The sequence below is a fragment of the Microbacterium esteraromaticum genome (assembly GCF_900163815.1).
Classification (GTDB): domain Bacteria; phylum Actinomycetota; class Actinomycetes; order Actinomycetales; family Microbacteriaceae; genus Microbacterium; species Microbacterium esteraromaticum_B.
Map to the genome: position 1 here is coordinate 140036 of NZ_FUKO01000002.1, position 15180 is coordinate 155215.

The following is a 15180-nucleotide window of genomic DNA, read 5'->3' on the forward strand; positions in this document are numbered from 1 at the left end:
CTCTGGCACGAACAGCGTGGAACCACGACGTCGAGACACCATGACGTGCGCAGAACTCTTGGATCGCTCCCCGCGGCGCATCCTCACGCCACTCGATCACCTGGTTACGGACACGATCCGGAATACGAGACATAGCCAGATGGTCCACGAAGTCCTGAGACTCCAGAAACATCCACTATGTCCTGAGACAGCATCGTCCACTATCTCCTGAGACAGCACACCACTTCACACGTGGTTTTTCGAGCGGGAAGTGGTTTCTCGATGGAGAAGTGGATGCTGGTCAGCGGCCGGTGCCAGCGTGCACGATGGCTTCGATCTCGCTGTCGAGCCCGTAAGCGGCGTGCACCGAACGCGCAGCATCGGCGAGGTCGGTGCCGCGCAGCACCACCGAGATGCGGATCTCCGAGGTCGAGATCATCTCGATGTTGATGCCGCTGGCGCTGAGCGCCTGGAAAAGGATCGAAGAAACACCGGAGTGCGTGCGCATGCCAGCGCCCACGACCGACAGCTTGCCGATCTGGTCGTCGTGCAGCAGGTTCTCGAAGCCGACCTCGGTCTGCTCGGCCGCGAGCGCCTTGAGGGTCGTCGACGCATCGGCCTTCGGCACCGTGAAAGAGATGTCCGTGCGGCCGGTGGTCGCGGCCGATACGTTCTGCACGATCATGTCGACGTTCGCGCCCGCCTTGGAGACGATCTTGAAGATCTCGGCAGCCTTGCCAGGCACGTCCGGAACGCCGGCGACCGTGATCTTGGCCTGAGTGACGTCTGTGGCGACTCCGGCGACGATTGGCTCTTCCATGACTGCTCCCTCGGATTCGCGCGGGTTCTTCATGCCCGTGCCCAGAACGTAGGTGCCTTCGCTCGACGAGAACGTGGAGCGGGCGTGGATGATCACGCCATGACGGCGTGCATACTCGACGGCGCGGATGTAGAGCACTTTCGCGCCGTTGGCTGCGAGTTCGAGCATCTCCTCGCTCGAGATGTGGTCGAGCTTCTGCGCACGGGGGATGACACGCGGGTCTGCCGTGTAGATGCCGTCGACGTCGCTGTAGATCTCGCAGACATCGGCCTTCAGCGCCGCCGCCAGTGCAACAGCGGTCGTGTCGGATCCGCCGCGACCGAGTGTGGTGATGTCGCGGGTGTCGCGGTTGAAGCCCTGGAACCCCGCGACGATGACGATCGCCCCTTCATCGAGGGCCTCGCGCAGACGAATCGGCGTGACGTCGACGATGCGTGCTTTTCCGTGGTGCGAGTCGGTGATCATTCCGGCCTGACTGCCGGTGAACGAGCGGGCTTCGAATCCCATCGAATGGATGGTCATCGCCAGCAATGCCATCGAGATGCGCTCTCCGCTGGAGAGCAGCATGTCGAGTTCTCGTGGAGCAGGAAGCGGCGCCACCTCGTGGGCGAGCTCCAACAACTCGTCGGTCGTATCGCCCATGGCGCTCACGGCGACGACCACATCGTGACCAGCACGACGAGTGTCGACGATGCGCTTGGCGACGCGTTTGATGCTCTCTGCGTCGGCGACGGATGAGCCGCCGTACTTCTGCACGATCAGGGCCACGTTCACTCCCGGGGACTGCGGGCGGTTTCACCCACGCACAGTCTACGGATCGCGATCATGCCTTCCTGTGCATGTGTCGAATCGGGCACACGGTGCGGGCCAGGCGTGTCGAATGACGCTCCGAACGGTGCCTCGAACGAAGGATGATTGCAGTTCTGAAGGAGAATCCTGGCCGGATAGTCCTTCAGAATTGCCGACGTCCTTCAGTGTTGAGGGCGGGGCCGGGCAGGGCAGGGCCGGGCAGGGCGGGGCCGGGCGGCCAGACGTGCGGGGCGGATGCCGCGGACTGCCGCGGACTGCCGACTGCCCACTGCCGGTTACAGCGGCGGGGCAGCTTCGGATGCTCGCGGGCGCAGGCGCCCGCCGGTGGCGGCGAACCAGCATCCGACGAGGACGATCGGCATTCCGATCAGCAGCCCGGGAGTGATGGGTTCGGACAGCAGCGCAGCACCCAGCACGATGGCGACGATGGGATTGACGTAGGTGAACAGCGGAGCACGCACCGGCCCTACCTCACGGATGAGAGCGAAGAACGCCACGAATGCGATTGCGGTGCAGACGATGCCGAGCAGCAGCAGTGAGACGGTGGAGCGCACCGTCGGCACCTCGTGCTGGGTGAGCAGTGCGACCGGAAGGTATCCCAGCCCGATGGCGAACAGCGCCAGCGTGATCGTGCCGATCGATGGCACGTCGTTGAGCTTGTGCGCGATGATGAACGGCGCAATCGCATAGAGCAGTGCTGTCAGCAGGATCTCGCCGATGGCGAAGGCGCTGTCGGGGCCGTGCGGAAACAGCCCCGGTCCGGCGACGACGACGGTGACCCCGGCGAACCCGAGCAGCAGTCCGCCCAGACGCACCGGTGCGAGCACCGTGCGGTCGCCACGGAAGAGCGCGATGAGCACCGCGAACAGCGGCACGGTCGCGACGAGCAGTCCGGTCAGACCGGAGGGCAGCTGCGTCTCTGCGTGGCTGAGCAGCAGAAACGGCCCGGCCATCTCGACGAGGCCGAAGGCGAGCACCCAGGGCCAGCACTTCCACGCGGCCTTCAGCGCTCCGGCGCGGATCGCGAAGGGCAGCAGCACGAGCCCGCCGAGCAGAGTGCGCGCCGAGACGACGGCAGGCGGTGAGAACGAGTCGACCGCTTCTTTGATGAACAGGTAGGTGATGCCCCACACGAGCGCCATGATGGCGAACAGGATCCAGCCACGCTTCGTGAACCCTGCGTACTGCGTGTTCACAGCCGTCGGCGACCTTCGAAGGCACGACCTAGAGTGACCTCGTCGGCGTACTCCAGGTCGCCCCCGACGGGCAGACCGGATGCCAGCCGCGAGACCGTGATCTCCATGCTGGTGAGCAGTCGGCTGAGGTAGCTGGCGGTTGCTTCGCCCTCGAGGTTGGGGTTCGTCGCGAGAATGACCTCTTGCACTGTGCCATCGGCGAGACGCGTCATCAGCTGAGCTACGCGCAGATCGTCTGGTCCGACGCCCGCGATGGGGCTGATCGCTCCGCCGAGCACGTGGTAAAGACCGCGGAATTCTCGGGTGCGCTCGATGGCGGCGACGTCTTTGGCGTCTTCGACGACGCAGATCAGCTCGGGGTTGCGCCGCGGATCGCGACAGATCGCGCAGCGGTCTTGCTCGGACACGTTGCCGCAGATCTCACAGAACTTCACCCGCTCGCGGATCTCGGTAAGAAGCACAGCGAGTCGGGCGACGTCGAACGAGGGCGTCTGCAGAATGTGGAACGCGATGCGCTGCGCTGACTTGGGCCCGATGCCGGGAAGACGACCGAACTCATCGATCAGCTCTTGAACGATGCCGTCGTACATCAGTTGAACCTCGTCGCGGGCTCGTAGGGCTCTTCACGAAGAAACTTCGCGCCGAGCACCTGGCGGATCACTGCCTCGCCGCGGCGTTCAACGCCGTCTGGCGCTGGGCTGCGTGTGACGGCTGGGGATTCCGGGCGAGCGGCGTTTCCGTCGGAATCCGAACTGCTGCGGTTGGATGCCGGAATGCTGGGCGCAGAAGATGTCGGTGCGGACGGGGCCGCGACCGGCGCCGCGGATGGCGGCACGGGTGATGCAGGCCGCGGAGCCGAGACACGAGCGGCCTGCGGTTCGTCGTACATCGGGTCGTACGGCGGCTCGTCATCGAACGGCGGGTACTCGTCGTCGGGCTGCATGGGCGAGTCGACCCGGCCGTCGACGGGAGGTTGTGGTGCCGAAGCCGCGGCTTCGACCTCAGCCGGCTCGTCATCGACGGGAAACTGCGGGGCTGCGGCAAGCGACTGCGCAACAGGCTGCTCGATGGGCGCCGCAGTCGGAATAGGTGCGACCGCCCACTCGGTCACTGCCGCGGATGCCGCACGGGAGGCGGGAGCGGATGCCGGGCCTGAGCCTGTTCCCGAGGGCTTTCGCTGCTGCGACTCTGGTCCGGCCGACTTCGTGGGTGCGGGCCCTTCGGTCGAAGCCGGGCTGCTCATTGGGTTGGCCCAGCCGGCAGCAGGCGCGTCGTCGCCACGGGGAGTCACACGCGACGGTGCAGAACCGGTGGGAGCCGGGCCGGACGGCGGCTTCGCTCCTCCCCCGCCGCCACTCGGAGGAAGGGGAGCCGGACGGTACTTGACCGTGACACTCAGCTCTTGCTCGATAGCCGTTCGGAGGTGATCCGACGGACCTTCTCCGGGAGTTGTGCCCTTGAACTGCGCGACGTCGTCCGGGCGCGCGAACCCAAGGGTCAGCACCTCGGTCTCGGCGTCGTACGCCAGCGGCTGCACTGTTGTCACCATCAGCCACGATGCCCGGTTGATCGCATCGAGTCGAGTCAGCACCGCCGGCCACGCGGCCGTGATCGCCGCAAAATCGACCGGACCAGCGGATGTGGATGGCGTGGCGGATCCTGCTGCCGGTACGGATGCGGGTTCACCAGTCGGCGCAGCCTTCGGTGCGCCTGCAACCGCGGGAGCGGATGCTCCTGCGGGCGCGGATGCCGTCTGCTCCGGTGCATCCGATGCAGGAGCCACAGCAGCGGATGGCGTTTCCGTCGGTATCGCCGCGGCCGGCGCGGCCGCTGCAGGAGCCGATGAAGCCACCGTCGGCCGGGCCGACGCTGGTGACGGTTCGGATGCCGCTGGAGCAGGCGCAGGGGCCGTCGCTGGAGCAGGCGCAGGGGCCGTCGCGGGAGCAGAGGCCGCAGGAGCCGAGTTCCGTGCGGGAGCCGAGTTCCGTGCGGGTGCCGCCGCACCCGCCACCGGCGCGCCCGCAGGCACCGACGCGCCAGCGACTGCCGGCGCACCCGCCAGCACCCGTGCGACCATCAGCTCCAGGTGCAGCCGCGGCGATGTCGCGCCGGTCATGTCATCAAGCGCGCGGCTCACGAGATCAGCAGTCCGGGAAAGGCGTGCGCCGCCGAAGCCGGCCGCCTGCGCCAGCATCCGCTGCATCTCATCAGCCGGAACGCCCCGCAGCACCGCCGATGCCCCGTCGCCGACCGCATCGATGACGATCAGGTCGCGCAGGCGCTCCAGCAGATCGTCGACGAAACGACGCGGATCCTGCCCGGTCTGCACCACGCGGTCGACGGCCGGAAAAGCCGCCGCCGCATCGCCGGCGGCGAGCGCATCGACGATCTCATCGAGCAGCGCCGCGTGGGTGTAGCCCAGCAGTGAGACCGCACGCTCATAAGAGACGGTCTGCGCATCTGAACCGACCCCCGGGTCGGAGCCCGCGATCAGCTGGTCGAGGAGCGACAACGTGTCACGGGGAGAGCCGCCGCCCGCGCGGACGACCAGAGCCAGCACGCCCTGCTCGACCTTCACGCCCTCTTCGGCGCACAGCTTCTCGACGTATTCGAGCATGGCCGCAGGTGGCACCAGACGGAACGGATAGTGGTGCGTGCGCGAGCGGATCGTGCCGAGCACCTTCTCGGGTTCGGTGGTGGCGAAGATGAACTTCACATGCGCGGGTGGTTCTTCCACCAGCTTCAGCAGGGCGTTGAACCCCTGCGGCGTGACCATGTGCGCCTCATCGAGGATGAAGATCTTGAATCGGTCCCGGCTCGGCGCGAAGGTGGCGCGCTCGCGCAGATCGCGCGCATCGTCGACGCCGTTGTGGCTGGCCGCGTCGATCTCGACCACATCCAGCGAGCCCCCGCCGGAGCGCGAGAGCTCCACGCAACTGGGGCACACCCCGCACGGAGTGTCGGTCGGACCCTCCGCGCAGTTCAAGCACCGCGCAAGAATGCGTGCTGACGTGGTCTTTCCGCAGCCGCGAGGTCCGGAGAAGAGGTAAGCGTGCCCGACGCGGTCTCCGCGCAGCGCGGTCATGAGCGGGTCGGTCACCTGGGACTGCCCGATCATCTCCGCGAAGGTCTCGGGCCGGTACCGGCGATAGAGGGCTGTCGTCACCCGTCCAGCCTACGGCGTGCCGCCGACACTGCGGTCAGCCCGGTGCCCGCTCATCACGAGAACACGTCCAGCGCCTCGCCGATTCCGCCGATGATGTTGCCCGACGTATCGACCAGGTCACCGACCGCCGACGCGATCTCGGCTACGCCCCCGACGATCTCGATCACCTCGAGAACGGCCACCGTGGCATCGACCGCATCGATGAGTGAACCCACCTGCACCGATTCGGCCTTGAGCACCTCTACCCACGACTTCTCCAGACCGAACAGCACCGCGTAGGGCAGCAGCCGCTCGTTCAGCAGGTAGCGCTGCAAGTGCAGTTCCCGCGCATCGGCCGACACGTCCGAGCGCAGCAGCGCGCCCTCCGTCGACTGCACGAAATTCAGCGAATCCGTCTCGGCCAGCGCGATATATTCCCGCATGCCGGCCAGGTGCGCGCGCAGCGGCTGTGCTGCCGCGCGGAAACGGCGCCAGGGATGCGGCACGGTGCTGACTCCGGCGATCACGATGAGCATCGCGAGAAACGCTGCACAAAAAGCCAGCGCGTCGCCGCGCCCGTCGTCGACGCTGAGCGCGACGATGAACATCAAGAAGGTCACGGCAATGCCGATCCCGCCGAAGACTCTGAGCAGAACAACGGGCCACACGGCCCTCCCCTGCACGATCAGGCCAGCATCCGCCAGCGTCTTCTCCGCATCGGCGAAGACCTCGCGCAGCGTGCGGCGCTGCTGACGCCCGTCGGACGAGAACCGGCGCACGGCTCCCGGTGCACGCCCCGCGGGGAACAGCGCCTCCAGCACCCCGGCCTCAGCCGCGGTGAACACAGCGCCATCAGCCACCTCGATTCCGATGCGGGCCTTGCTCACGCCCTCCCCTTGACCTGTCGCCTCACCCACGAGCAGATTGATCTTGCGCCGAATCGCAAGGTCGATCAGCACCGCGGTGGGCGCCTTGCCGTCGGCATCCAGCAGCAGGGCATCGTCAACCACGGTCGCTCCGTCAGCCGCGGCGAACCGCGGCCCCGGCGACGACACTTTCTGCGCAGGGCGCACCCGCGCGAGAACCGCCAGCGTGAGAACCGCCAGGGCGGGAAGAAGCCCCAGCACGATCATCACCGTCAGCATGAGAGCGAGTCAGTCCTCGTAGCTTCCGATGATGGGGAAGGTCGTCGTGGTCACGGGTACCGTCGGCGACATCAGCGTGCCGTCTTCACGGCGGGCATCCTCGAACTGACGCAGCGTCGGGCGGCCACGCCGCAGCGGCCCCTGATCAGCGAGCACGATGACCGCAGGCTCGCCGGTCGCCGCACGATGCGCGTTTCCACGCACGGTGAACTCGACCGGCTCGCCGGTCATCACCTCGACGCGCATCGCATCAAGCGTGAGAGTGATGTACAACTCCGACCCCTGCCACTGCAGCGGGTAGGCGAGCTCGGGCCAGTCCGCCGGCAGCCGCGGATCGAAGCTCAGCTCGCCCAGGTGGTCGCGCATGCCGCCGAAGCCGCTCACCAGAGTCGTCCACACCCCGCCCGCGGATGCCACGTGCACACCGTCGGACGCGTTGTGGTGCAGGTCGCCGAGGTCGACGAACAGCGCCTGCCGGAAGTACTTCTGCGCAAGATCCTGATAGCCGACTTCTGCCGCCATGATCGACTGCACGACCGCAGACAGCGTCGAATCTCCTGTGGTCAGCGGGTCATAATAGTCGAAGTCTGCAAGCTTCTCCTCGGCTGTGAAGTGGTTGCCCTGCAGGAACAGCGCCAGCACGACATCGGCCTGCTTGAGCACCTGGAACCGGTAGATCACCAGCGGGTGATAGTGCAATAGCAGCGGATGCTTGTCAGCCGGGGTGTCCTCAAGATCCCAGACCTCGCGCTCGAGGAAGAACGCGTCCTGCGGGTGGATGCCGAGCGCGTCGCTGTAGGGGATGTGGATCGCCTCGGCGGCGCGCTCCCACGCCTCGCGCTCACCGGCATCCAGTCCGGTCCGCTCGACGAGAGCCCGATACGCATCGGGTTCGGTCTCGGCCATCTCGCCCACGATGCGTGCGGCGAAGCGAAGGTTGAAGCGCGCCATCACGTTCGTGAACAGGTTGTCGTTGACAACTGTCGTGTACTCGTCCGGTCCGGTGACGCCGTGGATGTGGAACGCGCTCGTGCCGTTCGTCCCGCGCCAGAAGCCCAGCGTGGCCCACAGGCGCGCCGTCTCGACGGCGATATCGGCGCCGCCGCGGTGCAGGAAGTCCACATCGCCGGTCGCCCGCACATACTTGCCGAGCGCGAAGCTGACGTCGGCGTTGATGTGGAACTGCGCGGTGCCCGCGGCGTAGTACGCGGATGCCTCTTCGCCGTTGATCGTGCGCCAGGGGAACAGCGCCCCGGCCTCGTTCAGCTGCGCCGCGCGACGGCGGGCCGCAGGCAGCATGAGCACTCGGGCGCGCAGCGCGTTCTTCGCCCACAACGGTGTCGTGTAGGTGAGGAACGGCAGCACGTAGATCTCGGTGTCCCAGAAGTAGTGTCCGCTGTAGCCGGATCCGGTCAATCCCTTGGCCGGCACGCCGGTGCCATCGGCACGCGCTGCCGCCTGTGCGAGCTGGAGCAGGCACCAGCGAGTCGCCTGCTGCAGTTCGTCCTGCTCGGCGATGCGCACATCCGACCGCTTCCAGAACGCCGTCAGCCACTTCGACTGCGCCTCGAACAGGGCATCCACACCCTCGACGCCCACGCGATCCAGCGAGCGACGGCAGCGGTCGACCAGCTCGCGCGGCGGCACGCCCCGCGAGCTGTGATAGCTGACGATCTTGCTGATGCGGATCGGCACCCCGGCCTTCGCCTGCACCCGGAAGACGTTCTTCGCGATGTCGGGCTCGACGAGCGATCGCGCGCTGTAGTCGTTCTCGGTCTCGATGATGTGGTCGGCGACGACGGCGACCGTCATGCCCGAGTCGGTGACCCGGTACGACAGTGCGGCGCGCAGGTCGTCGTGCCAGTACTCCACTGGCTCCAGCACCCGCGCGGTGATCTTCTCCGCCTTGCGCGGGTCGAAGCCGCCCTTGGCCGACTTCTTCGCCCTGCCCTCCGTTTTCGAGGCCATCGGGTCGCCCGCGTAGATGCCGGCACCATCCTGGCGATTCAGCAACTGGCTGTCGATCGTGACCGGAGCATCCGAATTCTCGACCGTCACCTCGAGGCGCAGCACCGCGAGGTGGCGCTCGTCGAAGCTCACGATGCGCTCATCGCACATCCGCACACGCTTGCCCGAGGGCGTCAGCCACACCACCGTGCGCTCCAGCACGCCGGTGCGCATGTCCAGCACGCGCGAGTACTCGAGAATCTCGGTCTCGTCGAACGACAGCGGCTCGTCATCGACGTAGACGCGCATCACCTTGGCATCCGGCGCGTTCACGATCGTCTGACCGACCTCGGCGAAGCCGTACGCCTGCTCGGCGTGACGGATCGGCCAGGTCTCATGCAATCCGTTGATGAAGGTGCCGTGCTCGTGTGCTCCGCGGCCCTCGATATGGTTTCCGCGCAGCCCCAGATAGCCGTTTCCGACCGAGAAGATGGTCTCCGAGACACCGTCTTCCTCGTAGCGGGTCTCGATGAGCCGCCAGGGGTCGACGGGGTAGCGTTCGCGATCGATCATGGTTCTCCGGTGCCGGGTTTTTCAGCGGGTGGTTTCGCCCGGAAGCAAATGGGCAAGATCATCGACGATACACGTTGCGCCGGCGGCGCGAAGCGCGGCCTCTCCGGCACCTCGATCGACGCCGACGACGGTGCCGTAGCCGGCTGCTGCCGCCGAGGCGACGCCGGCGACAGCATCCTCCACCGCGATCGCGTCAGCGGGGGCGACTCCCAGCATCCGCGCACCCTCGAGGAACATGTCGGGGGCGGGTTTCGATGACAGCTGATCGCGTTCGGCGACGACGCCGTCGACGACGATCCGGAAAAAATCGCGGATCCCGGCGCTCCCCAGCACCTCCTCGGCGTTCTTCGAGCTCGACACGACGCCCATCGGCACGGATGCCGCGCTCAGGCTCTCCAGCAGCGCGAGCGAACCAGGATACGGGGCGATGCCATCGCTGCGAAGCGACACCGCGAAAGCCTGGTTCTTGCGGTTGCCGACACCGCAGACCGTCTCTGCCTCTGGCGCGTCATCGACGTGCCCCCAGGGGATCTCGACGTTGCGGCTGCGCAGCAGACTCGCGACGCCGTCGTAGCGCTTCTTGCCGTCGACGTAGGCATAGTAGTCAGCATCCGTGTAGGCGGGCTCGATGCCCCAGCGTTCGAAGACCTCGTCGAACACGCGCTGCCAGGCGTGCATGTGCACCTCGGCCGTCGGCGTGAGCACGCCGTCGAGGTCGAACAGCACGCCGGGTGCGCTGTGCAGATCGGGAAGATGAGGGGTGGACACGTAACCTCCTGAGTCGAGCGTGCACGATCCAGCGTAGTGAACTCCGGCGCAGGTTCCGAGGGTCGGATGCTCAGATCGCGCTGAGCGTCTGCCGCGCGATCTCGAGTTCCTCGTCGGTGGGCACGACGAGCACGTCGACGGCCGAATCGTCGGTGGAGATGCGTCGGATGCTGGAGCTCCGCTCGGCATTGCGCTGCAGGTCGATCTGCACGCCGAGGAATCCGAGCGTGGCAACGGCATCCGCGCGCACATCAGCGGCGTTCTCGCCGACGCCCGCGGTGAAGGAGAACACATCCACTCCCCCGAGCTGCGCGATGTAGGCACCGGCGTAGGCGCGCAGCCGATGGATGTAGACGTCGTAGGCGAGAGTCGCCGCGGAGTCTCCTTCTGCGCGGCCCGCAAGAATGTCGCGCATGTCACCACGGCCCGCGAGACCGAGCAGACCGCTGCGCTTGTTGAGCAGGTCGTCCAGGCCGTGAGCGTCGAGGTCGGTGCGGCGCTCGAGGTGGATGAGGATCGCCGGATCGAGGTCGCCGGAGCGGGTGCCCATCACCAGCCCCTCCAGCGGCGTGAAGCCCATCGACGTCTCGACGGACCGCCCGCCGTCGACGGCGGTGACCGAGGCGCCGTTGCCGAGGTGGAAGACCAGCTGGCGCAGTTCGCTGGTCGGCCGGCCGAGGAATGCCGCGGCGGCTTCGGACACGTATTTGTGGCTGGTGCCGTGGAACCCGTAACGGCGGATGCGGTGCTCGCGCGCCGTATCCGCATCGATCGCGTACGTGTAGGCCGCTGGCGGCAGACTCTGGTGGAAAGCGGTGTCGAAGACGGCCACGTGGGGCATGTCTGGGAAGGCGGCTTTCGCGGCGCGGATGCCGGCCAGGTTGGCCGGATTGTGCAGCGGCGCGAGCACGATCAGATCTTCGATGTTGATCTCGACGAGCGACGTGATCACGGTCGGCTCATAGAAGCGCGCGCCGCCGTGCACGACGCGGTGGCCGACCGCGACCGGCGGATGCTCATCGAGCGAGGGGCCATGATCGGCGAACTGCTGCAGCATGACCGCGAACGCCTCGTCGTGATCGGCGATGGGGCGCTCATCCGAATGCCGCACCTGCAGCACGGTCGGCGTCGGTTCGCCGGGCACGGCCACCGTGTGCACTGTGTGCCCGACCGTGCCGGTCGCCTGTCCGATGCGCTCGATGAGACCACTGGCGAGCTCGACCTCATTCGCCACGTCGAGCAGGCTGTACTTCAGCGACGACGACCCGCTGTTGATCACCAGAACGGCACTCATGCGCCCTTCCTCCTCCGCTCGCACCCGTCTATGTGGCGCAAAGTATCGAAATTCAGCCCCGCAAAGCAGACTTTGCGCCATATAGACGGGTGGGGAGGGAAGATGCTCATGCGGTGCCGCCCTGCGCCTGGATCGCCGTGATGGCGACCGTGTTGACGATGTCTTCGACCAGCGCACCGCGGCTGAGGTCGTTGATGGGCTTGTTCAGCCCCTGCAGCACCGGACCGATCGCGACCGCGCCGGCTGAGCGCTGCACGGCCTTATACGTGTTGTTGCCGGTATTGAGGTCGGGGAAGACGAAGACCGTCGCGCGCCCGGCGACAGTCGAATCGGGCAGCTTCGCCTTCGCCACGGCGGCATCGGCTGCCGCGTCGTACTGGATGGGGCCCTCGAGGGGAAGCCCCGGTTCGCGCGAGCGCACCAGGGCCGTCGCCTCGCGCACCTTGTCGACGTCGGCGCCCGTGCCCGACTCCCCCGTCGAATACGACAGCATGGCCACGCGCGGGTCGATGCCGAACTGGCGGGCGGTGGCGGCGGAGGAGATGGCGATGTCGGCGAGTTGGATGCTGCTGGGATCGGGGATCACCGCGCAGTCGCCGTACACGAGCACGCGGTCGGCGAGCGCCATCAGGAACACGCTCGAGACGACCTCCACGCCTGGCTTGGTCTTGATGATCTCGAACGATGGCCGGATCGTGTGCGCAGTAGTGTGCGCGGCTCCCGACACCATCCCGTCGGCGAGACCGAGATGCACCATCATCGTGCCGAAGTACGACACGTCGGTGACCGTGTCGGCCGCCTGCTGCACGGTGATGCCCTTGTGTGCCCGAAGGCGCGCATATTCGGCGGCGAAGCGCTCGACGAGAGCGGGGTCGCTCGTGCTGATGATCTGCGCGTCGGCGATCTCCAGTCCGAGTGATGCCGCTCGGGCGCGGATCTCGGTCTCGTCGCCGAGGATCGTGAGATCGGCGACGCCGCGGGCGAGCAGGATGGATGCTGCGCGCAGGATGCGGTCATCGCCGCCCTCGGGAAGCACGATGCGCTTGCGCTGCTGGCGCGCCCGCTCGACGAGCCCGTATTCGAACATGAGCGGGGTGATCACGGTCGACTGCGCCAGGCCCATCTCGATGGTGAGCTCAGCGATATCGACGTGCTTCTGGAAGAGCGCGAGCGCACTCTGGTACCGCGGGCCGGATTCGATGCTCACTCGTCCGCGGGTGTTCATGATGCGCACGGCGGTGTCGTAGGTGCCGAGGTCGGTGGCGATGATCGGGATGCCGAGTTCGAAGCCGTCGATGAGCTGCAGGATCGGGTCTGGCAGTTCGAAGGGTCCGTTCAGCACGATGCCGGCGAGGTCGGGGAAAGTGCCGGATGCTGCGGCGAGCAAGGTCGCCAGCAGTGTCTCGGTGCGATCGGCGGCGATGACGACGACAGCGCTCTCGGTGAGGCGCGGCAGCACGTTCACCATCGACATGCCGGCGATGACGATGCTGTAGGCCTCGCGGTCGAGCAGCTCTTCGCCGCCTCGCACGAGCCTTCCATCGACTGCCTTGCGGATGCCGCGCATCGACGGCGCCACCAGCGAGCGGTCTTCGGGGATCGCCCAGACCGGGGTGCGCCCGTCTTCGACGCGTTCGACGATCTCGGCGAGCGCATCGGGTTCGGCACGGTTGACGATCACGGCGAACAGCCCGGCGCGCTCTTGGGCGAGCTCGGCGAAGGCGAGAGCGGCCATCTGCTCGATCTGCGCGGGCGTGCGCGCCGTGGTGGTGCCCAGCTGCTCGGCCTGGTTCTGCTGGTCGCGGCCGGAGAGCACAAGAAGCACGGGCACGCCGAGGTTCGCCGCGATGCGCGCGTTGTAGCCGAGTTCGGCAGGGCTGGCGACGTCGGTGTAGTCGCTGCCGATCACGATGACGGCGTCGCACTGGGCTTCGACCGCTTTGAAGCGCGACACGATGGTGCCGAGGGCCGCGTCGGGATTGCGTCGCACGTCGTCGTAGGTCACGCCGATGCAGTCGTCGTAGTCGAGGTGCACGCCATCGTGTGCGAGCAGCAGCTCCAGCACGAAGTCGCGTTCCTCCGTCGAGCGGGCGACGGGCCGGAACACCCCGACGCGTGGCGAGACGCGCATCAAGGCGTCGAGCACACCCAGCGCGATAGTGGACTTTCCGGTGTGCCCCTCGGCGGAGGTGATGTAGATGCTGCGTGCCACGAGTCCAGCCTAGCGACGTGCCCGTTCGACGAGATCAAGCATCGAGCCCGTCAAGAGTCGTCGCACGCCCCACCGAGCGTGTCGACGACGGCCGTCGCGTCGTATTCGAATCGCGCATAGTGCTCGCGATCGGAATTGATCTGCACGCGGTTGATGGCGTGCGACGGGGCCAGCTGCTGCCAGTCGTGAATACGCGCGAGCCGCGAATAGAACTTCGCCGTCGCGGTGGCCGGTTCCATCCGCTCCTCGGCCGTTCCCCACCAGTCCTGCTGCTGGAACAGCCCGATGCTGGTCGTGCGGGTGCCGTCGGGGTTGGTGACGCGGCTGGTCTCCCAGTCGCCGTGCTCGATGTTGCGCAGCGAGCTCTCGCCCATCGCGGCCATCACGCCGATGATCTGTCCATCGCGGTCGAAGCCCATGCTCTCAGCCGTGTGGATGATCACGGCCGCGTTCTCCAGCTGATCGCCGCGCCAGCCGTTGATTCCCAGCGCGGGGAAGGTCTGCGGCTCTTCGACGCAGAAGGTGCCGGCTGGGCGCGATGTCAGCATCCCAAGACCGACGAGAGCAACGGATGCTGCCATCGCGACGGATGCCGTGATGGCGATCACCCGCAGCATCCGCCTGCGCTCGCGCCGACGGCGCGCACGTCGTCGCGCCGCAGCCGCACGAACCCGGCGCTCACTCACGAGGACCGCCCCACTGGCCGACCCCGGAGCGCCATGAGTCCGCCGCCGATGGCACCGAACAGGTGCGCCTGCCAGGACACTCCCGGGCCCGCGCCGAAGATGCCGGTGAGCATCGAGGCGCCGTAGACCACGATGACGATGACGGCGATCGCGGCGTACGCGATGCGGTGGGCAACGCGGCCTGGCGCGATGACGCGCAGCAGCACGTACCCGAAGTAACCGAAGACGAGTACCGAAGCGCCCACCGTGAGAGTGCCGGGCGTGTTGAAGAACCACGTGCCGAGGCCGCCGACCAGTGCGGCGACCGCCGTCACGATCCAGAATCGCTTCGCACCCTCGACGGCGACCAGGCAGCCGAGCACGAGGAACGGCACCGAATTGGCGATGAGGTGCGGCCAGTTCGCATGCAGCAGCGGTCCCAGGACGAAGCCCTGCAGACTGCCGAGATCCCAGGAGCGAAGACCCCAGCCGGTGAACGAGCCCGGCAGCACGGCATCCGCGATCTGAATCGCCCACATCAGCGCGAGCATCACCACCGGCGCGAGGAAACGCGACAGTCGCGAAGGCGCGTAGGACGCTGTGGGTGCAGTCACCATTCGATCCTC

The 15180-nt window shown here is 67.1% G+C and carries 11 protein-coding genes; all 11 read right to left on the reverse strand.

Annotated features, from left to right (window positions below; all coding sequences use genetic code 11):
• Positions 1-280 precede the first annotated feature (280 nt).
• The 11 genes from FM104_RS00710 to FM104_RS00760 all read right to left on the reverse strand — a co-directional run bounded on the left by FM104_RS00710 (position 281) and on the right by FM104_RS00760 (position 15171).
• Positions 281-1567, reverse strand: coding sequence for an aspartate kinase (locus FM104_RS00710; protein WP_087129571.1), 1287 nt, complete (start codon positions 1565-1567; stop codon positions 281-283).
• Positions 1568-1884: 317 nt separating this feature from the next.
• A complete protein-coding gene (locus FM104_RS00715) occupies positions 1885-2805 on the reverse strand; it encodes a DMT family transporter (protein ID WP_256971442.1) in 921 nt (306 codons plus the stop codon).
• Positions 2802-3395 (reverse strand): recombination mediator RecR, encoded by a 594-nt coding sequence (recR, locus tag FM104_RS00720; RefSeq protein ID WP_087129526.1) that lies wholly within the window; start codon positions 3393-3395, stop codon positions 2802-2804. Before recR ends, FM104_RS00715 begins: the two co-directional genes overlap by 4 nt.
• On the reverse strand, positions 3395-5971 hold the full coding sequence (locus FM104_RS00725) for a DNA polymerase III subunit gamma and tau (protein ID WP_087129527.1): 2577 nt from the start codon (positions 5969-5971) through the stop codon (positions 3395-3397). The genes recR and FM104_RS00725 overlap by 1 nt, the downstream gene beginning before the upstream one ends.
• A 53-nt stretch (positions 5972-6024) precedes the next feature.
• Entirely contained in the window at positions 6025-7095 is a 1071-nt protein-coding gene (locus FM104_RS00730) for a DUF2207 domain-containing protein (RefSeq protein WP_087129528.1), read from the reverse strand.
• Positions 7096-7104: 9 nt separating this feature from the next.
• Positions 7105-9615, reverse strand: a complete 2511-nt coding sequence (locus tag FM104_RS00735) for a glycoside hydrolase family 65 protein (protein WP_087129529.1) — start codon at positions 9613-9615, stop codon at positions 7105-7107.
• A gap of 21 nt (positions 9616-9636) precedes the next feature.
• Complete coding sequence (locus FM104_RS00740) at positions 9637-10383, reverse strand: HAD family hydrolase (protein ID WP_087129530.1); 747 nt, start codon at positions 10381-10383, stop codon at positions 9637-9639.
• Positions 10384-10453: 70 nt separating this feature from the next.
• Positions 10454-11677, reverse strand: coding sequence for an acetate/propionate family kinase (locus tag FM104_RS00745; protein ID WP_087129531.1), 1224 nt, complete (start codon positions 11675-11677; stop codon positions 10454-10456).
• A gap of 106 nt (positions 11678-11783) precedes the next feature.
• A complete protein-coding gene (gene pta / locus FM104_RS00750; RefSeq protein WP_087129532.1) occupies positions 11784-13889 on the reverse strand; it encodes a phosphate acetyltransferase in 2106 nt (701 codons plus the stop codon).
• 50 nt (positions 13890-13939) lie between these two features.
• Positions 13940-14575, reverse strand: a complete 636-nt coding sequence (locus FM104_RS00755) for a hypothetical protein (RefSeq protein WP_256971443.1) — start codon at positions 14573-14575, stop codon at positions 13940-13942.
• Complete coding sequence (locus FM104_RS00760) at positions 14572-15171, reverse strand: rhomboid family intramembrane serine protease (protein ID WP_087129534.1); 600 nt, start codon at positions 15169-15171, stop codon at positions 14572-14574. Before FM104_RS00760 ends, FM104_RS00755 begins: the two co-directional genes overlap by 4 nt.
• Between the last annotated feature and the right edge of the window lie 9 nt (positions 15172-15180).

Coding starts and splice junctions, on each gene's coding strand:
- FM104_RS00745 (WP_087129531.1), bottom strand. CDS start 11,677: ATGAGTGCCGTTCTGGTGATCAACAGCGGGTCGTCGTCGCTGAAGTAC.
- FM104_RS00735 (WP_087129529.1), bottom strand. CDS start 9,615: ATGATCGATCGCGAACGCTACCCCGTCGACCCCTGGCGGCTCATCGAG.
- FM104_RS00730 (WP_087129528.1), bottom strand. CDS start 7,095: ATGCTGACGGTGATGATCGTGCTGGGGCTTCTTCCCGCCCTGGCGGTT.
- recR (WP_087129526.1), bottom strand. CDS start 3,395: ATGTACGACGGCATCGTTCAAGAGCTGATCGATGAGTTCGGTCGTCTT.
- FM104_RS00760 (WP_087129534.1), bottom strand. CDS start 15,171: ATGGTGACTGCACCCACAGCGTCCTACGCGCCTTCGCGACTGTCGCGT.